Source organism: Acidovorax sp. GW823-FHT05D11 (assembly GCF_058795695.1).
Genome location: NZ_CM179502.1, coordinates 3,726,764 through 3,747,253, shown reverse-complemented (window position 1 = coordinate 3,747,253; position 20,490 = coordinate 3,726,764). Strand labels below are relative to the sequence as shown.

Here is a 20,490-nt window from a genome sequence, read left to right as displayed (position 1 = left end):
GATCAGGCCCCCGAGGTCGAGACGTCGGGCGTTGCCGACAGCGCCGGTGCAGCGGGCTGTGGGGCGGATGCGCTGGCAGCGGCGGCGTGGCGCAATGCCTTGGACACAGCGGCCCGGCCCTTGCGCACGCGCCCCGGGCGCAGCCGCCAGGACAGCCAGCCCAGCAGCAGGCCCGTGGCCAGGAACGACAGGTCCATGCTCGCCCAGATCCATTCGCCCGCGGGCAGCGTGACGCCCAGGTGGGTGTGGGTGGTCAGTGCGTTGATCAGCGGCAGGGCCGTCCACACGGCACCCGCAGCGCCAAGCGGCACGGCCCAGCCCATGCGGCTGGGCCGCACCACGGCGCACGCCAGCGCCCACAGCAGCGCGATGCCCCAGGCGCTGAAGAACCAGGCCAGCTCGGTGTCGGCCCGGCCCTCGATGCCCACGGGGATCAGGCGGTTGGAGGCCACGTACACGCCGCAGGCCAGCGGCAGGCCCGCCAGCGTGGCGATGTTGATGGCGGCGACCAGACGCTCGCCAAAGGGCGCCTTGGTGCGCGCTGCAGGGGCGGCAGCGCCTTGGCGGCCGGCTTTGGTTTGCGACAGGGCGCTGCGCTTGACGGTCCACAGCACCATGCCCGTGGCGATCATCAGGCTGCCCAGCACGCCGAAGCCGAAGAGGGCCCAGCGCATGCCCACATCGGCAAAGCGCGCCAGGTGCAGCCCGTACAGCACGCCATAGGTCTTGGCGGCCGGGCCGGTGGGGTCGGCCTGGTCCAGCCACTGGCCGGTGGTGGCGTCGAACAACAGGCGCGGCGGGCGGTACTGCAGTCGGTCGCCCTCGTGGCGCGTGACCTCGACCACGGCGCGGCCCTTGGCATCGCGGCGCGCCTGCAGGCTGCCGATGCGCCCGCCGTCCCAGCGGGTGCGTGCTTCGGTCAGGATGGGCTGCAGCGCGATGGCGGGCAGGGGCTCCACCTTGTCGTTTGCGCCGCGGCGGGGGCGGCTCTCGGCCTTCTCGCCCTGCAGGTCGGCAAAGTACGCGTTGGAGTCCACGCCCTTTTCATTCTTGTACGTGGTGGCGATGCCGGCGGGCATGTACAGCGTGTGGAAGATCATCAGCCCGCTGAAGGTGATCATCAAATAGAACGGCAGCACCAGCACGCCGGTAACGTTGTGCGCATCCAGCCAGGCGCGCTGCCCACCCTTGGTGGGGCGGAAGGTGAAGAAGTCCTTGAAGATGCGCCGGTGCGTGATCACGCCCGTGATCAGCGCGACGAACATCAGCATCGTGGCCACGCCCACCACCCAGCGGCCTTCGAGGGTCCAGCGGCCCTTCTGGGCCGTGCGCAGCTCGAAGTGAAAGCGGTAGAAGAAGTCGCCGCCCATGGTCTGGCGCGCCTCGATGGCCTCGCCGGTTTGCGGGTTCATGCGCAGCGTCTCGAACCGGCCGTTGCCGGTGCCGCGCCACAGCAGGTTGACGGCCGGGTCGCGCTCGTCGGGCAGGTGCATGATCCACTGCGTGACCTCGGGCGACTTGCGCTGCAATGCGTCCAGCGACTTCTGGGCCACCTGCGCATCCGCCGCGGGCAGGCCGTGCATCTCAGGGCGCATCCACAGGTTGAACTCGTTCTTGAAGAACGACAGCGTGCCGGTGAGGAAGATCGCAAACAGCAGCCAGCCCAGGATCAGCCCGGCCCAGGTGTGCAGCCACGACATCGCCTGGCGAAAGCCTTCTCGGTCGTTGGGTGTCCTGGCGGCTTTGGCCTTGGCGTTGACCGGGGCAGCCGTGGGCATGCCCGCTGCCATGTCTGCGGACGCGTCGGGTGTCAGTGTGGTGGCGTTCATGCGGCGGCCTTCATCCATTGCGACGCCATGGCGCAGGCGCCCAGTACCAGCGCCGGCAGCAGCGTGCCGGCCCATGCACCCAGGGCGGTGCGGGCATAGAACGCCCAGCCCGCGGCCATGGCGTAGGCCAGCCAGGCCAGCATGGTGGCCGTCAGCACGGCTTCCACCCGCGGCATGAACTGCGCCAGCCCCAGCGACAACGCGGCCGCGAACCCCGCCGCCAGCGCATAGCCGCCTCCGATGGCCGCCACGGCGCGGGAGGTGATGGTCAGCCGGTAGCGCCAGTCGACACGCGCGGTCTTCATGGCGTGCCAGCCGGGGCGCGGCAGTCAGCAGGTGATCCGGGCGATCGGAAAGAAGCGGAGGCCCCGGGCAGGCAGGGGCTGGCGGTGCGGCGCAGCATCAGGAAGGCTCCAGGCAGGTTTGGACACAACAAACGTACAAACGCTGGCTGCAGCGGGGCAGGGCTCGGCTGACTGGCTGGCTAGGTATTCAGGGAATCAATCACGGCACCCCGGCGCAACGCGCACTCCATGCCATCAGGTCTGGGGAAGAGGTGGGCAGGGAAGGGCGGGCGCCGGTCGTAAGAACGCATTCTACTTTTGTTGAGAAGCATTCGCATTTATTGCGGCACAACTTTGGCGGCTTTGATGTGCAGTTGCAACATCCTGTGACTGCAGGGCGATGCGGCCCTGCCTTCGCGCGGACACAAAAAAACGGGCCAGGGCCCGTTTTTTGATTTCTTCGTTGGTGGTTTTTTTCGTGGAGCGCTCTGGTGAACTCTTGCTTCAGTCTGCGTCGCCCATCTGCGACTGCAGGTAGTTCTGCAGGCCGACCTTGTCAATCAGGTCGATCTGGGTTTCGATGAAGTCGATGTGCTCTTCCGTGTCATCCAGGATCTTTTGCAGGAGGTCGCGCGAGACGTAGTCACGCACGCTTTCGCAATGGGCCATGCCTTCCTTGATGGTGGCCTGGGCGCCTTGTTCGGAGCGCAGGTCGCAGGCCAGGATCTCTGGCACGTCTTCACCGACCTGGAGCTTGGCGAGGTCCTGCAGGTTGGGCAGGCCGTCGAGCATGAAGATGCGGTCCATCAGCCAGTCGGCATGCTTCATCTCGCCGATGGATTCGGAGTACTCCTTCTTGGCCAGCTTGTCGAAGCCCCAGTGCTTGAGCATGCGGTAGTGCAGGAAGTACTGGTTGATGGCCGTGAGCTCGTTCTTGAGCTGGGCCTGCAGATGGCCAATGACCTGTGCGTCACCTTTCATGGGGACTCCTTATTGTGTTGATTCCGCCCGATTGTCGTGACCTGCGTCAGCAGGCGCAAGGCAATCCCCTGCGGGGGCGCACGGGGTGCGTGTGATGCTGAGTTGTGTTCGCATTCCCGCGCGGGTGGGCTGCGCGCCGAGCGCGGCCGGGGCGGGCTTCGTGCGCGGCGCCATGCGGCTTCCCGCCAAAAAAGAGGCCCTGGGTGTGATCACCCAGGGCCCCGGAGCATCGGCGGGCCGCGCGTGGCGGCCTGGCCTGCCAGCGGGCTACAGCGCCTTGGCGGACGGGCCCGCTGGCGTGGCCGTGGGCTGCCCGGCACGCTGCTGGTCGCGCCAGTGCGCAATGCCCAGCCACAGCGTGGGGACCAGCACCAGGGCCAGCGAGATCGCCTGGGCCACCGTGCCTTCGGCCAGATCCTCGGTGGCGGCATGCCACCAGGCGTTGTCGATGCCCGGAATCAGCGCGCCTTCGGTGAATTCATGGAAGGCATAGACCACGAGCTGGACCGCGAACACCGCCATGAACCACGAGGTCACGCGGAAGAAGCGGCCCAGGTTCACCGCACGGCCGTAGCGCGTCCAGGCCCATGCAATGGCGATGGCCAGGGCCAGGCCGGCGATGCCGCCCCAGGCCATGTAGCCCAGCTCGGCGCTGCGGGCCAGCGCGGCCAGCATCGTGGCGGTCTCCACGCCTTCGCGGCCCACCATGAACAGCGAGAACAGAAACACGGCCAGGGCGGCGCGCGGGCCCTCCAGCACGCTGGCGCGGTCGATGCGCTGGGCGATCTCCTGGCCCATGCCTTTGCCGGCGCTGCGCATGTGCACCACGCACCAGGCGACGGCGGCCGCAGCCACCAGGGCCATCACCCCCTCGGCCGCGGGTGACAGCGCGCCCACCTGCGACAGCACCCAGCCCAGCACCAGCGACAGCAGCACCGCCACCACGACACCGGCGCGCAGTGGCAGCAGCAGCGCCAGGCGCCCGGTCTTGCGCAGATACAAGGTGGCGATGGCCACGACAAGCAGGGCTTCAAGCCCCTCGCGGAAACAGATCAAGAGGGTCTGGAACATGGCGGATTCGGTTCTTTGCTATGAGTTTATGAGCTGCTTGCGCTTTTCCATCCAGCGCGCGGGGCCGGTGGGGCCACACCCGACCTGAGCCGTGCGGAGATGGATGTGCCTTGCGCCCCTGGAACAGATCATAAATTCAACTGAGAATGAGTTGTATTTGAATATTTGACAAGGCGCAATGGTTGGGCATGTTCCCCTGTGGACCGGGGGTGGATGATCTTCCGCTTTCAGTCTCGATGTATAGTTATTGGCAATTGATTTGATCTAATCAATTAATTGGATTGATGGCCCGGAAAGGCCTAGACTTCAGTCCTGTTCACTCAACCACCAACAAGGAAACAGCAATGTCCCTGATCAATACGCAAGTTCAGCCGTTCAAGACCACCGCTTTCGTCAACCGCAATGGCAAGGGTGAATTCATCGACCTGACCGAAGCCGACCTGAAGGGCAAGTGGTCCGTGCTGATCTTCATGCCCGCAGCCTTCACCTTCAACTGCCCCACCGAAATCGAAGACGCCGCCGAGCACTACGCAGAGTTCCAGAAGGCTGGCACCGAGGTCTACATCGTCACGACCGACACGCACTTCTCGCACAAGGTGTGGCACGAAACCTCGCCCGCCGTGGGCAAGGCCAAGTTCCCCCTGGTCGGCGACCCTACGCACCAGCTGACCAACGCGTTTGGCGTGCACATCCCTGAAGAAGGCCTGGCACTGCGCGGCACGTTCGTGGTCAACCCCGACGGCATCATCAAGACGTCCGAAATCCACTCCAACGAGATCGCGCGCGACGTGAAGGAAACCGTGCGCAAGCTCAAGGCTGCCCAGTACACCGCCGCCCACCCCGGTGAAGTCTGCCCCGCCAAGTGGAACGACGGCGCCAAGACCCTGGCTCCTTCGCTGGACCTGGTCGGCAAGATCTGAGCGGACACTGATTCGCCAGAGCGCTGCGGGCGCTCCCCAGCCGGACAGCGCCATGGCGCACGCGCGCCATGCCGTCCGGCTTTTTTGCGCCTTTTTCACCTACCTTTGCGGTGCCGGGCTTGCCACAAGCAGCCCCAGCCCCCACCCTGCAAGTCACAACTCGAAAGGACACCACCATGCTCGACGAACAACTCAAGACCCAGCTTTCCGCCTACCTGGAGCGCGTGACGCAGCCGTTCGAACTGGTGGCTTCCCTGGACGACAGCGAAACCGCCCGCGAGATGCGCGAGCTGCTGACGACCATCCAATCCCTGCGCAGCGACAAGATCACGCTGCGCACCGACGGCAACGACGCGCGCAAGCCCTCGTTCAGCCTGCAGCGCGTGGGCAGCACGAATTCGCTGCGTTTTGCTGGCCTGCCCCTGGGCCACGAATTCACCTCGCTGGTGCTGGCCCTGCTGTGGACCGGCGGCCACCCGCCCAAGGTCGAGCCCGAGGTGATCGAGCAGATCGCCGCGCTCGACGGTGACTTCAACTTCGAGGTCTACATGAGCCTGACCTGCCACAACTGCCCGGACGTGGTGCAGGCGCTGTCGCTCATGGCCATCGTCAACCCCAAGATCAAGACCACCGTGATCGAAGGTGGCGCCTTCCAGCAGGAAGTGGCCGACCGCGAGATCATGGCCGTGCCCATGGTGTTCATGAACGGCCAGGTGTTCGCCTCGGGCCGCATGTCGGTCGAGGAGATCGTGGCCAAGCTCGACACCGGCGCCGCCGCCCGTGACGCGGCCAAGCTGTCGGCCAAGGCACCGTACGACGTGCTCATCGTCGGCGGCGGCCCCGCCGGCGCCGCGGCCGCCGTGTACGCGGCCCGCAAGGGCATCCGCACCGGCGTGGCGGCCGAGCGCTTCGGCGGCCAGGTCAACGACACGCTGGCCATCGAGAACTACATCTCCGTGCTGGAAACCGACGGACCCAAGTTCGCCGCTGCCCTGGAAGCCCACACCCGCGCCTACGACGTGGACATCATGAACCTGCAGCGCGCCGACCAGCTGATCCCCGCGGCCCAGCCCGGCGGCCTGATCGGTGTGAAGCTGGCCAACGGCGCCACCTTGCAATCGAAGACGGTGATCCTGTCCACCGGCGCGCGCTGGCGCAACGTCAACGTGCCCGGCGAAGCCGAGTACAAGAACAAGGGCGTGGCCTACTGCCCGCACTGCGACGGCCCGCTGTTCAAGGGCAAGCGCGTGTCGGTCATCGGCGGCGGCAACTCGGGTGTCGAGGCTGCCATCGACCTGGCCGGCATCGTGGCCCATGTCACGCTGGTGGAGTTCGCCGACCAGCTCAAGGCGGACGCCGTGCTGGTCAACAAGCTCAAGAGCCTGCACAACGTGACCATCCACACCAACGCGCAGACCACCGAGATCACCGGTGCCGACGGCAAGGTCAACGGCCTCAAGTACAAGGACCGCGCCACGGGCGTGGAGCACCTGGTGCAGCTCGAAGGCGTGTTCGTGCAGATCGGCCTGGTCCCCAACACCGAATGGCTCAAGGGCACGGTGGAGCTGTCCAGGTTCGGCGAGATCATCGTCGACTCGCACGGCCGCACCAACCTGCCCGGCGTGTTCGCGGCGGGGGACTGCACCACGGTGCCGTTCAAGCAGATCGTGATCGCTGCGGGCGATGGGTCGAAGGCCGCGCTGAGCGCGTTCGACCACCTGATCCGCATGCCGGTGGTGGCGGCCGCGCCAGCGGGTGCCCCGGCTGCGGAAACGGTGGCGGAAACCGTTTGATGTTTGATTGAAAATGGCCTGCAGCGCTTGATGGTAAAGCGCTGGCAGCTATCAATAGATGAGCGACCGGCTGTGTTGTGCGGCCGGTCGCTTTTTTTCGTGGGCCCGCCGTGTCTTGGGGAGCGGCTGGTGCCTTGTGGTTGTAAATCTGGTTACGTATTGAGAATTATTCTCATATAATTCACCCCATCAGCCAGCCACAACGGCCCTTTCTGCTGCCCGCAGAAGCCAGGACCGTCTGCATGGAGCCAGCTCTGTATTCGTTGTCGTTTCAGAGAAGGACTCCCCTCCGTGGCGCAGGCATTCCGTACCCCTCCGTTTTCTTCCCGGCGCGCACAGGCGCACCCCTCCGATCAATGGCTGCAAGGCCGTCTGCGGCCGCTCACGTGGCTGGTGGCCTGTGCATGTGCCGCCATCGGCAGCGCGCATGCGCAAGATGTGGCCCAGCTGGTGGCTGCGGGCCCGGTGCTCAAGGAGGTTGTCATCAGCGGCTCGCGCAGCGAGCAGGACCGCGACGAGCTGCCCATGAGCATCGACGTGATCAACGCGCAGGCCATCGAAGAAGGCCAGGTGCGCGACATCCGTGATGTGGCGCGTGAACTGCCCAACGTGTCCGTCACCCGCTCGCCCGCGCGCTTCACGCTGGCCAGCGGCTCCACGGGGCGCGAGCAGAACGCGGGCTTCAACATCCGCGGCCTGGACGGCAACCGCGTGCTGATGATGGTGGACGGCATCCGCCTGCCGCGCAGCTACGTCTTCAGCGCCAATGCCTTCGGGCGCGACTACCTGGACATCGGCCTGCTGCAGCGCATCGAGGTCGTGCGTGGCGCCACATCGGCGCTGTATGGGTCGGACGGCATGGCGGGCCTGGTCAACTTCATCACCGCCGAGCCGTCGGCCTTCCTCGATGGCGACAAGCGCATCGGCGGCCGCGTGAGCCTGGGCTACGACGGCGACGACCACGGCAAGCGCGTGGGCGCCACGGTGGCGGGACGGGCGGGCGACACGGTGCAGTGGCTGCTGGGCGGCAACGTCACGCGCGCCAGCGAGCTCGACAACATGGGTACCAACAGCGCGGCCAATGCCGACCGCACCCGTCCCAACCCGCAAAGGGACCAGAGCGGCGCGCTGCTGGGCAAGGTCATCCTCACGCCCGGCGGCGGCCAGCGCCATGTGTTCACGCTGGAGCATGTGGACAAGAACTCCGACTACGAGCTGCTCACCGCGCGCTCCAAGCCGCCGCTGGCCGCCACGTCCGTGCTGGGCTCCACGTCGTTCACCGACATGCAGCGCAGCCGTGCGACGTGGGAGGGCTCGTGGCGCGTGAACTCCGCCTTTGCCGACGACCTGAAGGCGACGTTGAGTTTTCAGGACTCGCATTCGCGCGAATACGTCACCGAAGACCGCAACACCGCTGCGGACCGCGTGCGCGACGTGACCTACGACGAGCGCACCTGGCAGGCCAACCTGCAGGGCAGCAAGGTGCTGCGTTCGGGCGCTGGCGGCCTGGTGCAGAAGATCACCTATGGCTTCGACTACACGTCCGCCAGGGTCGAGAACCTGCAGACCGGCGTGACCGCGCCGGTGGGCGAGACCTTCCCGCTCAAGCGCTTTCCGGACACCACCGAGACCAGCGCGGCCCTGTATGTGCAGGACGAGTTCGTGACCGGCCCCTGGAGCATCACGCCGGGCGTGCGCTTCGACAGCTTCCGCATCAAGGCCGACCAGGCGGGCTTTGGCGCGCAGGCCGTGTCCCTGTCGGGCAATGCCACCTCGCCCAAGTTCGGCGTGCTGTACCGCGCCAGCGAGCAGTGGAGCGTGTTCGGCAACTACGCGGCGGGCTTTCGTGCGCCCAACGCGGGTCAGGTCAACGCCTTCTTCGAGAACCCGGTCAGCAATTACAAGACCGTGCCCAACGCCAACCTGCGCCCCGAAAAGAGCCAGAACTTCGAGCTGGGCGTGCGCGGCCGTTTGGAGAGCCTTTCCATCGAGGCCGCCGCCTTCACCGGCCGCTACAAGGACTTCATCGAGGACCTGCGCCAGGTCGGCGGCACCGGTGCGCCGGGCAACCCGCTGGTGTTCCAGTCGGTCAACATCGGCCGCGTCAAGCTCAACGGCTTCGAGGTCAAGGGCGACATGCGCTGGGGCCGGTGGGCCGGCGGGCAATGGACATCGCCGTTCAGCTACGGCCAGACGCGCGGGCGCGATACCGCCACCGGCAGGCCGGTGAACACGGTGGACCCATCGCGCCTGTCTGCCGGCCTGCGCTACGACACCGGCCACTGGATGGCGCGCCTGGATGCCACCCACAGCGCGGCCAAGAAGGCCAGCGACGTGACCGTGGCGACGGGCAGCACGCAGTACCTCACACCGTCGTACACGGTGCTCGACCTGTCGGGCCAATGGCGCATCCGCAAGGACCTGCGCCTGAACCTCGGCATCTACAACCTGACCGACAGGAAGCACTGGCGCTGGGCCGACGTGCGCGGCCTGGCAGCCAACGCCAACTTCATCGACGCCTACAGCCAGCCCGGCCGCTCCGTGCGGGTGTCGCTGGTGGCGGACTTCTGAGCACCCACGTGAACACGTTCCAAGGCCACCCATCAAGGAGAACACCCATGAGCCACGTTCCCGACCCTTCCAATGCCTCCGATGCCAGCGCCCACTGCGACGAGGAGTACAGCCTGCCGTGCGCCGAGGCGCTGCTGGCCGGCACGCTCGCCCTGATGACGGGCTACGTGCAGGCCTGCTGCGACACCCACCGCGACGCCATGGGCCGCAAGATATCGGCCAACCTGCAGATGCTGGCCGACGCCGACGGCTTCACCGCTCACTTCCGCACGGTGGTCTGGAGCCTGCAAGGCCGTTGGGAACAGCAGTGCAAGGCGCGCCAGGACACCGCCGCACTGGTGGCCGCAGAGCAGCGCCGCGTGCTGTGGCACACCGCGCCGGAGGCCGTGCAATGAGCCGCGCCGTGACGAACACCCCGGGCACTCCAGCCTCCGCGCCCCTGGCCGCACCCGACATTCGCGCGCAGTTCGCCACCGCACGTGCTGCCGGCAAGCGCGCCAAGGAGGCGGCCGAGAGCCTGGGGCTCTCGGAAGGCGCTGCGGTGGCGGCCCACGCGGGCGAGCATGGCCACCCGCTCAAGGCCGTGCCGCTGCAGGGTTCGTGGCTGGAGATGCTGCAGGCGCTCGAGGCCTGCGGCCCCTTGATGGCCCTCACGCGCAATGAAGGCGTGGTGCATGAGAAGACCGGCATTTACACCAACGTGTCGGCCACAGGCCCGGTGGGCATCGCGCTGGGCGAAGACATCGATCTGCGCCTGTTCTTCGCGCAGTGGCATGCTGGCTTTGCCGTGACCGAGCTGGCCAACGACCCCGCCAGGCCGCCATCGCGCAGCCTGCAGTTCTACAACGCCAGCGGCCGCGCCGTGCACAAGATCTTTACCCGCGAAGCGACCGACCTGGCGGCGTTCGATGCGGTGGTGAGCCGCTTCGCGCAGCCCAGCGCGGGCTATGTGTTCGGCAAGGCGCCCGCGCCGGAAGCGGTGCGGCCCGATGCCGACATCGACGCCGACGGCCTGCGCGAGGCCTGGGGTGCCATGCAGGACACACACGAGTTCTTCGGCCTGACCAGGAAATTCGGCGTGGAGCGTCAGCAGAGCTTTCGCCTGGTCGAAGGCCAGTTCGCGTGGCGCGCCGAACCGCAAGCGGTATCGCGCCTGCTGGACGAGGCCGCGGTGGACGGCCTGCCCATCATGGTGTTCGTGGGCAGCGGCGGCTGCATCCAGATCCACACCGGGCCGGTGCGCAACATAAAGCCGCTCGACACACCGCACGCCCAGTGGATCAACGTGCTGGACGCAGGCTTCAACCTGCACCTGCGCACCGACATGGTGGCCAGCGTGTGGGTGGTGGAAAAGCCGACGGCCGATGGCGTCGTCACCTCCGTCGAGGCGTTCGACCATGCGGGCGAGCTGATGGCCATGTTCTTCGGTGCGCGCAAGCCCGGCAAGCCCGAGCTGCAGGGCTGGCGCGACCTGGTGGCGCGGCTGCCGCAGGCGCAGCAGGATGAGGTGGTCCATGCTGCGTGATGGCCTGATCGACACGGCGCGCAGGCAGCTGCTGCGCGGCATGGCAGCGCTGCCGCTGCTGTCTGTGGTGGGCGCGGAGCGCGCAGTCGCGGCCAGCCCGGCGCGCATCGTCTCGCTGGGCGGTGCGTTGACCGAGGTGGTCTACCTGCTGGGCGCGCAAGGCCAGCTGGTGGGCACCGACACCACCAGCCTGTTCCCCGAGGCCGCGCTCAAGACCGCCAAGGTCGGCTACATGCGCCAGCTCTCGGCCGAGGGGCTGCTGTCCCTCAAGCCCGACGCCGTGGTGGGCACCACCGAGGCCGGCCCGCCCGTGGTGCTGGACCAGGTGCGCAGCGCCGGGGTGCGGGTGGAGCTGGTCAAGGCCGACCACACCTGGGACGAGGTGCAGCGCAAGGTGGCCACCGTGGGCCGCGTGGCCGGCCGCGAGCGCGAGGCCACGGCCCTGCAGGCGGACCTGGATGCGCAGTGGGCGGCGGTGCACAAGCTGGTGGCCGCGTCCGCGCGCCGCCCGCGCGCGATCTTCATCCTGTCGCACGGCGGCAGCCCCATGGTGGCGGGCACCGGCACGGCGGCCGATGCGCTGATCCGTTTTGCGGGCGGCACCAACGCCATCACGCAGTTCGCGGGCTACCGGCCGCTCACGGCCGAGGCCATGGCCAGCGCCGCGCCCGAGGTGCTGCTCAACAGCACGCAGGGCATCGAGGCGCTGGGCGGCGAGGCCGCGTTCTGGCAGCGGCCGGAACTGGCGCTCACGCCCGCTTTCCGCCACAAGGCCCTGGTGACGATGGAGGCCAGCCAGCTGCTGGGCTTTGGTCCGCGCCTGCCCGGGGCCGTGCGCGAGGTGCACACCCGCATGCAGGCGATCACGGCGTGAGCGGCCTGGCCGTGGCGCAGCCGGGTGCGCGCTGGACCGCGGGGCGCCTGTCGCCCCGCACCGCGCTGACCGTGGGCTCGGCACTGGTGGTGCTGGCCTTGGCCTGGGCCAGCACCCAGGGCGCGTACGCCATCGCGCCCGCCCAGCTGTGGCAGGTGCTGCTGCAGGCCGTGGGGCTGGCGCCTTCTGCCGAACAGGCACCGGAATACCTGGTGTTCATCAACATCCGGCTGCCACGCCTGTTGATGGGCGTGGCGGCCGGGGCGGGCCTGGGGCTGGCGGGTGCGCTGATGCAGGGGCTGTTTCGCAACCCGCTGGCCGACCCCGGCCTGATCGGCGTGAGCAGCGGCGCCGCGCTGGCTGCTGCGCTCACCATCGTGCTCGGCATGCACTGGCTGCCCGACATGCCGCGCACGCTGGGCAGTTGGTCGCTGGTGACCATGGCCTTTGGCGGTGGCCTGGTGGTCACGGCGCTGATCTATGGGCTGGCGCAAGCCGATGGCGCCACGCGCATGGGGCTGATGCTGCTGGCGGGCGTGGCGGTCAATGCGCTGGCGCTGGCGGGGCTGGGCTACCTCAACTTCATCTCCACCGACGAGCAACTGCGCAACATCCAGATGTGGCTGCTGGGCAGCCTGGGCGGCGCGCGCTGGAGCGCCGTGGCGCTCGTGGGCACCGTCGTGGCGGTGGCCTGCGGCCTGGGCCTGGCGCTGGCGCGCCCGCTCAATGCGATTGCCCTGGGAGAGGCGCAGGCCGCGCTGCTGGGCGTGCCGGTGGAGCGCACCAAGCGCCTGGCGGTGCTGGTGACGGCGCTCGCCGTGGGGGCCGTCACGGCGGCCACCGGCATCATCGGCTTCATCGGCCTGGTGGCGCCGCACTGGGTGCGCCTGGTGGCCGGGCCGGATCACCGCGTGGTGCTGCCGGGATCGGCCCTGCTGGGCGCCGCGCTGGTGCTGGCGGCCGACGTGGTGGCGCGAACCATCGTCAAGCCGGCCGAGTTGCCGCTGGGCGTGCTCACCGCCTTCATCGGTGTGCCCTTGTTCCTGGCCATGCTGCGCCAATTCAGGAGCAAGGTATGAGAGCAGGCCCGCTCCATCCCGGCGATCCGCTGGTGTGCGATCGATTGGCGGTGGGCCTGCCCGGCCTGCCGCTGCTGGCGACCGTGCATGCGCGCCTGGCGCCTGGCCGCTTCACCGCCATCCTGGGGCCGAATGGCGCGGGCAAATCCACGCTGCTGTCCATGCTGTCGGGCCAGCGCGCGCCGCGCTCGGGCTCGGTCAGCCTGAGGGGCCGGGCGCTCACTGCGGTTGGTGCCTTGGAGCTGGCGCGCCTGCGCGCCGTGCTGCCGCAAGAGACGGCGGTGGCCTTCGACTTCACGGTGCAGGAGGTGGTGGAGATGGGCCGCTTTCCGCACCGCCAGTCGCCCAGCCGGAACGAGGCGTGCATCGCCCGCGATGCCATGGAGGCCACCGGCGTGGTCCACCTGGCGGCGCGCGGCGTGAACACCTTGTCGGGCGGCGAGCGGGCCCGCGCCCACCTGGCCCGGGCGCTGGCGCAGATCTGGGAGCCCCGGCCCGATGGCGCCACGCGCTGGCTGCTGCTCGACGAGCCCACCGCCGCGCTCGACCTGGCGCACCAGCACCAGGCCATGGCCCTGGTGCGCCGCTGGGCGGTGGAGCAGGGCATCGGCGTGGTGGCGGTGCTGCACGACCTGAACCTGGCGCTGCGCTATGCGCACGACGTGGTGCTGATGGGGGCCGGGCGCTGCGACGTGGGGTCCGTGGGGCAAACGCTGGACGCGGCGGCGATCGCGCGCGTGTGGGGTGTGGAGTGTTCCGAAGTGCGCGCCAGCGACGGCACGCCGCAGTTTCTCGTGGCGGCCGGATGAAGCCGACATGACGATTTGGTCATCTGCTCCCGTCTTGCCCTTGGTCGCATGGGGATATGCACGGTTGCGCATGCTGCACCGCGCCATCTTGTCACTAGAATGCGCGCACACCATGCGCCGCCTGCTCCTCGTCTTTTTGCTGCTGTTCATGCCGCTTCAGTCCATCTGGGCGGCTGCATCGCCGTATTGCGGGCACGAGGCAGCGCCGCAGGCATCGCACTTTGGCCACCATGTGCACGAGCACCGGGCCGATGTGCCGGCCGAGCCATCCCATGCCAGCGAAACTCAGGACCACAAGGCCCTGGCCACCACCGGCACGGCCGACATGGACTGCCATGCCTGCCACGGCGTGGGCAGCGGCATGGCGCTGAGCGCGGGTGCCCAGGCCATCGTGGTCTCGGTCGTCCGCCCTGTTTCCCAGGTGGCACCTGCCTGGGTGCATCCACCCCTCTCGCGCCCCGAACGTCCCAACTGGTCCGTCCTCGCCTGAGCGGCGAGGCGGGGCACCGGGTAGCCCCTTCCTGACGATTCCACGCAGCTCTCGCGGGCGGCGGCGGCGCGTGCTTGTGCGCCGGACATCGTCGTGCCTTGCCGATTTCAACCCCGTGGCCCCCGGCCATTGCAGAGGAATCGGATGCAACGAACGAGAAGAACGAACCACACACCACGGCTGTGCATGGCGGCGGTGGCCCTGGGGTGGGCGCTGGCCGGCAGTGCTGCGCTGGCCCAGCCGCCGGCGCCACCGCTCACGCTCAAGGCCTTGTTCGACAGGGCCTGGGAGCGCCAGCCCGAGGCGCAGTCGGCCGCGCTGCGGCGCGAATCGGCACAGGCCGCGCGCAGCGGTGCATCGTCCTGGACGGCCGAGCCCGCCGCGCTGGAGCTGCAGGCCAAGACCGACCGCCCCGGCAGCAACCAGGGCAACCGCGAAGTGGAGATGGGGGTGGCCCTGCCGCTGTGGCTGCCCGGCGAGCGCGCCCGCAAGGCCGCGCTGGGCGATGCCGAGATCAAGGCCGTGGAAAGCCGCCGCCTGGCCGCGCAGCTGCAATTGGCCGCCACCGTGCGCGAGGCCTGGTGGACCCTGCAGCGCGCGCAGGCAGAACTGGGCCTGGCGCAGGACCGGCTGCACAACGCGCAGCGCCTGGCGGCCGACGTGGCGCGGCGCTTCCAGGCCGGAGACATGTCGCGTGCCGACCAGGCCCAGGCCGATGGTGCCGTGGCCCAGGCCGAAGCCGCGGTGGCCGAGGCCACGGGCGCACGCGATGTGGCCCAGGCAGCCCTGGCGGCATGGGGCGGCAACGGGGTGCTGGCCGACGGTGCCGAGCCCGAGGCCGAAGCGCTGCCAGCAGCCGGCCTGCCCACCGACCACCCGGCGGTGGCGGACTGGAACGACCAGGCCGCGGTGGCGCGCCGCGCCGCCGACCTGGCCGCCGTGCAGACCCGTGCCAACCCCGAGCTGACCGTGGCCGCCACGCGCGGGCGCGAGCAGGCCGGCGAGCGCTATCTGCAAAGCTTCACGGTCGGCGTGCGCGTGCCCCTGGGCGGTGGGGACCGGGCGCGCGCCAAGGAGACAGCGGCCCGTGCCGACGCGCTGGACGCCGAGGTGCGCGCCCGCGCCGAGCAGGACCGCCTGGCCGCCGACCTGGCCGCGGCCACGGCCCGCGTGAAAGCCACGCAAGCCCAGCGCGACGCCATGGCCCGCCATGCGGCACTGGCCCGCGACACGCGCGGTTTCGTCGACAAGGCCTTCCGCCTGGGCGAAGCCGACTGGCCCACGCGCCTGCGCGTGGAGCTGGAAGCCGTGCAGGCCGAGCGCCAGCTGGCGCGTGCCCGCATCGATGCGGCGGCCGCCGTTTCCACCTTGCGCCAGGCCCTGGGCCTGTTGCCGCAGTGAGCGCCCTATCCATCCCGACACCCTGTTTGTGATCACCATGCAACTCCTTTCTCTTCCTTCCGCGCTGGCCCTGGCCTTGGTGCTGGGCCTGGCGCCTTCGTGGGCACTGGCTGGCGATGGCCATGACCATGGCGAAGCCCCCGCCGCCGCAGCCGGCCCTGCGATACCGCGCTTTGCCGCCACCTCCGACCTGTTCGAGCTGGTGGGCGTGCTCGACGGGCAAAAACTGGCGCTCTACCTGGACCATGCGGGCGACAACAGCCCGGTCAGGGAGGCCCAGCTGGAGATCGACATCGCCGGCACGCGCGTGCCCGTGACCCGCGTGGCCGACGGCGAGTTCCAGGCCGCGCTGGCCGCGCCGCTGGCCGAGGGCGTGAGCCCCGTCACCGCCACCGTGGTGGCCGGCAACGACACCGACCTGCTGGCCGGCGAGATCGACGTGCACGCCGCGGCCCAGGCCCACGCCGAGCCCACGGGCCGGCGCAACGCGCTGGTCGCCGGTGCCGTGGCCGCCGTGCTGGCAGCCCTGGCCCTGGCGTGGGGCCTGCGGCGTGGCCGCGCCGCGCGCGCCCAGCGCCTGGGAGGTGCAGCATGAAGCGCCTGACCTCTCTCCATTCCGTCGTGGCCCTGGCGATGGCCGCTGCGCTGTGCGCCCCGCTGATGGCGCGTGCCGGTGAAGGCCATGACCATGGCGACGCGCCCGCAGCGGCCGACGGCAACGGCCCCAAGCGCCAGCCCGATGGCAGTGTCTTCCTGCCCAAGCCTGCGCAGCGCCAACTCGGCGTGCGCACCCTCGTGGCCGCCGAGGGCCAGCAGCCCAAGGCCTTCGAGCTGGCCGGCACGGTGGTCATGGACCCCAACGCTGGCGGCAAGGTGCAGGCCGCGCTGGCCGGCCGGCTGGAGGCAGGCCCCAAGGGCCTGCCCGGTGTGGGCCAGGCGGTGCGCAAGGGCGAGGTGCTGGCCTATGTGGTGCCCACGGCGGGCGCCATCGAGCGCTCCAACCAACTGGCCCAGCAGGCCGAGCTGCGTGCTGCACGCGACCTGGCGGCACGCCGCGTGGCGCGTTTGAAGGACCTGTCAGACACCGTGCCCCGCAAGGACATCGAGGCGGCCGAGAGCGAGCTGCAAAGCGTCACCCAGCGCCTGGGCGCGGTGGGGGCGGGCCTTTCGACCCGCGATGCGCTGGTGGCGCCCGTCTCGGGTGTCATCGCCTCGGCCAACGCCGTGGCAGGGCAGGTGGTGGATGCGCGCGAGCTGGTGTTCGAGGTGGTGGACCCCACGCGCCTGCGCGTCGAAGCCCTGGCTTACGACACGGCGCAGGCCCACAGCGTGGCCGGCGCCGCGCTGGCCGTGGGCGGGCAGCGCGTGCCGCTGCGTTTTCTGGGCGCGGCGCGCAGCCTGCGCGACCAGGCGCTGCCGCTGCAGTTTGCCGGCGACTCGGCCGTGCTCGGTACCTTGGCCCTGGGCCAGCCCGTGCGCGTATTCGTGCAATCCACCGAGCAGGCCGTTGGCGTGCAGGTGCCCGTGGCTTCGCTGCTGCGCAATCCCGCGAACCAGACCATCGTCTGGGTCAAGGAGTCGCCCGAGCGTTTCGTGCCGCGCGTCGTCACCTACGTGCCCCTCGACGGCACCTCGGTGGCCGTGACCTCGGGCCTCAAGGCCGGTGACCGCGTGGCCACGCAGGGCGCCACGCTGATCAACCAGGTCCGTTGAAGGAAACCACGCAATGTTCAAGTGGCTACTCGAAAGCAGCCTGGCCAACCGGCTGCTGGTGCTCATCGCGGCGGGCGTGCTGATGGCCTATGGCGCCTTCACGCTGTCGCGCACGCCGGTGGACGTGTTCCCCGATCTCAACAAGCCCACCGTCACACTGATGACCGAGGCCGGCGGCATGGCCGCCGAGGAGGTGGAGCAGCTCATCACCTTCCCGCTGGAGACGACCATGAACGGCCTGCCCGGCGTGGAGAGCGTGCGCTCCACCTCCAGCGCGGGCCTGTCCTTCATCTACGTCACCTTCGACTGGAGCACGGACATCTTCCGCGCGCGCCAGATGGTGTCCGAGCGCCTCTCGTCCATGGAGGAGGGGCTGCCCGCGGGCGTGACGCCGCGCATGGGGCCCATCAGCTCCATCATGGGCGAGATCATGCAGGTGGCGATCCCCATCGACGTGCAGCGCACCACGCCCATGGCCGTGCGCGAGTACGCCGACTGGGTGCTGCGCCCGCGCCTGCTGGCGATTGCCGGCGTGGCGCAGGTGATTCCCATCGGCGGCGAGGTGCGCCAGTTCCAGGTGCAGCCCAGCACGGCGCGCATGGCCGAGCTGGGCATCACGCACGATCAGCTCACGGGGGCGCTCAAGGGCTTCTCGGCCAACACCTCGGGGGGCTTCCTGGAGCTCAACGGGCGCGAGTACCTGATCCGCCACCTGGGCCGCACCTCGCGCCTGGAGGATCTGCAGAACCTGGCGCTCACCGCAAAGAACGGCCAGCCCGTGCTGCTGCGCCAGGTGGCCGAGGTGACCTTCGCCGCCGCCCTCAAGCGCGGCGACGCGGGCTTCGAGGGCAAGCCGGCCGTGATCCTCGGCATTCAGAAGCAGCCCACGGCCGACACCATCGCGCTCACGCGCAGCATCGAGTCGGCGCTGGGTGATTTGAAGAAGTCGCTGCCCGCAGGCATGGAGGCGCCGCGCGTCACCTTCCGCCAAGCAAGCTTCATCGAGGCATCGGTCACCACCTTGCAGGGCAAGCTCATGGGCGCCTCGGTGTTCGTGGCGGTGATCCTCTTCGTGTTCCTCGGCACGCTGCGGCCCACGGTGATCGCGCTCACGGCCATCCCGGTGTCGATCTTCATCACGGCCCTGGTCTTCAAGTACTTCGGCCTGTCCATCAATACCATGACGCTGGGCGGCCTGGCCATTGCCATCGGTGGCCTGGTGGACGATGCGGTGGTGGACGTGGAGAACGTGCTGAGACGCCTGAAGATGGACCGCAGCAAACACCCCCACCACCGGCTGCACCCGCTGGAGGTGGTCAAGCTCGCATCGATGGAGGTGCGCTCGGGCATCCTCTACGCCACGGCCATCATCGTGCTGGTGTTCCTGCCGCTGTTCGCGCTGCCGGGCATCGAGGGGCGGTTGTTCGTGCCGCTGGGCATCGCCTTCATCGTCTCCACCGTGGCTTCGCTGCTGGTGTCGGTCACCGTCACGCCGGTGCTGGCCTTCTACCTGCTGCCGCGCATGAAGAACCTCGACCATGGCGATACCCGCGTGGTGGCCTGGCTCAAGGCGCGCTACCGCGGCGGGCTCACCCGGGTGCTGGCGCACCCGCGCGTCGCCATGGCCGTGAGCGCCGTGGCGGTGGTGCTCTCGGTGGCGGCGGTGCCGTTCTTCCCCACCACCTTTTTGCCGCCCTTCAACGAGGGCACGCTGCTCATCGGCATGCGCCTGAACCCGGGCGTGACGCTGGCCGAGTCCACCGCCCTGGCCAGCCAGGCCGAGGTGCTGGTGCGCCAGGTGCCCGAGGTCACGCACGTGGGTCGGCGCAGTGGCCGGGCCGAGCTGGACGAGCATGCCGAGGGCGTGCACGTGAGCGAGCTCGATGTGGGTCTGCTGCCAGCGTCCGAGCTCACACGCAGCATGGCCGAGGTGCAGGCCGACATCCGCAGCCGGCTGGCGCAGATGCCGGCGGCGATCGCCATCGGCCAGCCGATCTCGCACCGCATCGACCACATGCTCTCGGGCGTGCGCTCGCAGATCGCGATCAAGCTCTTCGGCGAGGACCTGGATACCCTGCGCGGCCAGGCCGATGCGCTGCGCGGGCGCCTGGCCAGCATCGACGGCCTGGCCGACCTGGAGGTGGAAAAGCAGGTGCTGGCTCCGCAGATCACCGTGCGCGTGGACCACGCCGCCGCCGCGCAGTACGGCGTGCCGGCCGCGCAGGTGCTGGCCACGCTGCAGGGCCTGGTGGAAGGCGAAAAGGTCACGCAGATCGTGGAAGGCAGCCGGCGCTTCGCGCTGGTGGTGCGCCTGCCCGAGAGCGCGCGCTCACTCGATGGCCTGGCGCAGATCATGATCGAGACTCCGCGCGGGCGCGTGCCGCTGTCGCGCCTGGCGAGCATCGAGGACGGCGACGGTCCCAACCAGATCAGCCGCGACGATGGCAAGCGCCGCATCGTGCTCTCGGCCAACGCGCAGGGCAGGGCGCTGTCTGACGTGGTGGCCGACATCCGCAAGGTGGTGGGCGATACGCGCCTGCCGGACGGCTACTTCATCACCCTGGGCGGCCAGTTCCAGGCGCAGGAAGAGGCCAGCCGCCTGGTGGGCCTGCTCGCCATCGTCTCGCTGGTGCTGATGTTCGTGGTGCTGTACACGCGCTACCGCTCGGCCACGCTGTCGGCGCTGATCATGGCCAACATCCCGCTGGCGCTGGTGGGGGCCGTGCTGGGGCTGTGGATCTCGGGCCAGCCGCTGTCGGTGGCGGCGCTGATCGGGTTCATCACGCTGGCGGGCATCTCGGTGCGCAACGGCATCCTGAAGGTCAGCCACTACCTGAACCTGATGCGCGTGGAAGGCGAGAACTTCGACACCGCGATGATTGTGCGCGGCTCGCTGGAGCGACTCTCTCCCGTGCTCATGACCGCCCTGGTCACGGCCTTCGCGCTGGCGCCGCTGCTGCTGGAGGCAGAGCGCCCCGGCACCGAGATATTGCACCCGGTGGCGGTGGTGATCTTCTCGGGCCTGATCAGCTCGACCCTGCTCGACACCTTCCTGACCCCGGCCCTGTTCTGGCTGTTCGGCCGCCGCGATGCCGAGCGTCTGCTGGACGACAAGAACGCCGAGGCGTTCTGACCCTGTTCCCTGTTCCC

The 20,490-nt window shown here is 69.2% G+C and carries 17 protein-coding genes; 13 read left to right on the top strand and 4 right to left on the bottom strand.

The genetic code is table 11. The features are described from left to right. Positions 1–2: 2 nt before the first annotated feature. The 4 genes from AC3RCE_RS17310 to AC3RCE_RS17295 all read right to left on the bottom strand — a co-directional run bounded on the left by AC3RCE_RS17310 (position 3) and on the right by AC3RCE_RS17295 (position 4,165). Positions 3–1,778, bottom strand: coding sequence for a PepSY-associated TM helix domain-containing protein (locus AC3RCE_RS17310; RefSeq protein WP_492255401.1), 1,776 nt, complete (start codon positions 1,776–1,778; stop codon positions 3–5). A gap of 47 nt (positions 1,779–1,825) precedes the next feature. Beyond that, a complete protein-coding gene (locus AC3RCE_RS17305; protein ID WP_369642892.1) occupies positions 1,826–2,134 on the bottom strand; it encodes a DUF3649 domain-containing protein in 309 nt (102 codons plus the stop codon). A gap of 483 nt (positions 2,135–2,617) precedes the next feature. Beyond that, positions 2,618–3,094 carry a bacterioferritin gene (gene bfr / locus AC3RCE_RS17300; protein WP_218295408.1) on the bottom strand — a complete coding sequence of 159 codons (477 nt, stop codon included), beginning with the start codon at positions 3,092–3,094 and terminating at the stop codon, positions 2,618–2,620. A gap of 267 nt (positions 3,095–3,361) precedes the next feature. Next, positions 3,362–4,165: an FTR1 family protein gene (locus AC3RCE_RS17295; RefSeq protein WP_218295407.1), complete on the bottom strand. Its 804-nt coding sequence runs from the start codon at positions 4,163–4,165 to the stop codon at positions 3,362–3,364. A 344-nt stretch (positions 4,166–4,509) separates the two neighbouring features. Here AC3RCE_RS17295 and ahpC point away from each other — a divergent pair, with 344 nt between their 5' ends. The 13 genes from ahpC to AC3RCE_RS17230 all read left to right on the top strand — a co-directional run bounded on the left by ahpC (position 4,510) and on the right by AC3RCE_RS17230 (position 20,473). Next, positions 4,510–5,085: an alkyl hydroperoxide reductase subunit C gene (ahpC, locus tag AC3RCE_RS17290; protein WP_218340229.1), complete on the top strand. Its 576-nt coding sequence runs from the start codon at positions 4,510–4,512 to the stop codon at positions 5,083–5,085. 176 nt (positions 5,086–5,261) lie between these two features. Then, the gene (ahpF, locus tag AC3RCE_RS17285) at positions 5,262–6,878 is read left to right on the top strand and encodes an alkyl hydroperoxide reductase subunit F (RefSeq protein ID WP_218295405.1); all 1,617 of its coding nucleotides are present in this window, start codon (positions 5,262–5,264) and stop codon (positions 6,876–6,878) included. 360 nt (positions 6,879–7,238) lie between these two features. Then, positions 7,239–9,449 (top strand): TonB-dependent hemoglobin/transferrin/lactoferrin family receptor, encoded by a 2,211-nt coding sequence (locus AC3RCE_RS17280; protein ID WP_492255400.1) that lies wholly within the window; start codon positions 7,239–7,241, stop codon positions 9,447–9,449. 47 nt (positions 9,450–9,496) lie between these two features. Continuing rightward, the gene (locus AC3RCE_RS17275; RefSeq protein WP_492253558.1) at positions 9,497–9,844 is read left to right on the top strand and encodes a hypothetical protein; all 348 of its coding nucleotides are present in this window, start codon (positions 9,497–9,499) and stop codon (positions 9,842–9,844) included. After that, a complete protein-coding gene (locus tag AC3RCE_RS17270) occupies positions 9,841–10,974 on the top strand; it encodes a hemin-degrading factor (RefSeq protein WP_492253557.1) in 1,134 nt (377 codons plus the stop codon). Before AC3RCE_RS17275 ends, AC3RCE_RS17270 begins: the two co-directional genes overlap by 4 nt. After that, positions 10,964–11,848: a heme/hemin ABC transporter substrate-binding protein gene (locus AC3RCE_RS17265; protein ID WP_492253556.1), complete on the top strand. Its 885-nt coding sequence runs from the start codon at positions 10,964–10,966 to the stop codon at positions 11,846–11,848. Before AC3RCE_RS17270 ends, AC3RCE_RS17265 begins: the two co-directional genes overlap by 11 nt. After that, a complete protein-coding gene (locus AC3RCE_RS17260) occupies positions 11,845–12,927 on the top strand; it encodes a FecCD family ABC transporter permease (protein WP_218340232.1) in 1,083 nt (360 codons plus the stop codon). The genes AC3RCE_RS17265 and AC3RCE_RS17260 overlap by 4 nt, the downstream gene beginning before the upstream one ends. After that, positions 12,924–13,736 (top strand): heme ABC transporter ATP-binding protein, encoded by an 813-nt coding sequence (locus tag AC3RCE_RS17255; RefSeq protein WP_218340233.1) that lies wholly within the window; start codon positions 12,924–12,926, stop codon positions 13,734–13,736. Before AC3RCE_RS17260 ends, AC3RCE_RS17255 begins: the two co-directional genes overlap by 4 nt. 112 nt (positions 13,737–13,848) lie before the next feature. Beyond that, positions 13,849–14,226 (top strand): hypothetical protein, encoded by a 378-nt coding sequence (locus AC3RCE_RS17250; protein ID WP_492253555.1) that lies wholly within the window; start codon positions 13,849–13,851, stop codon positions 14,224–14,226. A gap of 144 nt (positions 14,227–14,370) precedes the next feature. Then, positions 14,371–15,627 carry a TolC family protein gene (locus AC3RCE_RS17245; protein WP_255591118.1) on the top strand — a complete coding sequence of 419 codons (1,257 nt, stop codon included), beginning with the start codon at positions 14,371–14,373 and terminating at the stop codon, positions 15,625–15,627. 37 nt (positions 15,628–15,664) lie between these two features. Continuing rightward, positions 15,665–16,222, top strand: coding sequence for a hypothetical protein (locus AC3RCE_RS17240; RefSeq protein WP_218340235.1), 558 nt, complete (start codon positions 15,665–15,667; stop codon positions 16,220–16,222). Next, on the top strand, positions 16,219–17,340 hold the full coding sequence (locus AC3RCE_RS17235; RefSeq protein ID WP_218340236.1) for an efflux RND transporter periplasmic adaptor subunit: 1,122 nt from the start codon (positions 16,219–16,221) through the stop codon (positions 17,338–17,340). Before AC3RCE_RS17240 ends, AC3RCE_RS17235 begins: the two co-directional genes overlap by 4 nt. Before the next feature lie 13 nt (positions 17,341–17,353). Then, positions 17,354–20,473: an efflux RND transporter permease subunit gene (locus tag AC3RCE_RS17230; protein ID WP_492253554.1), complete on the top strand. Its 3,120-nt coding sequence runs from the start codon at positions 17,354–17,356 to the stop codon at positions 20,471–20,473. The last annotated feature ends 17 nt before the right edge of the window (positions 20,474–20,490 follow it).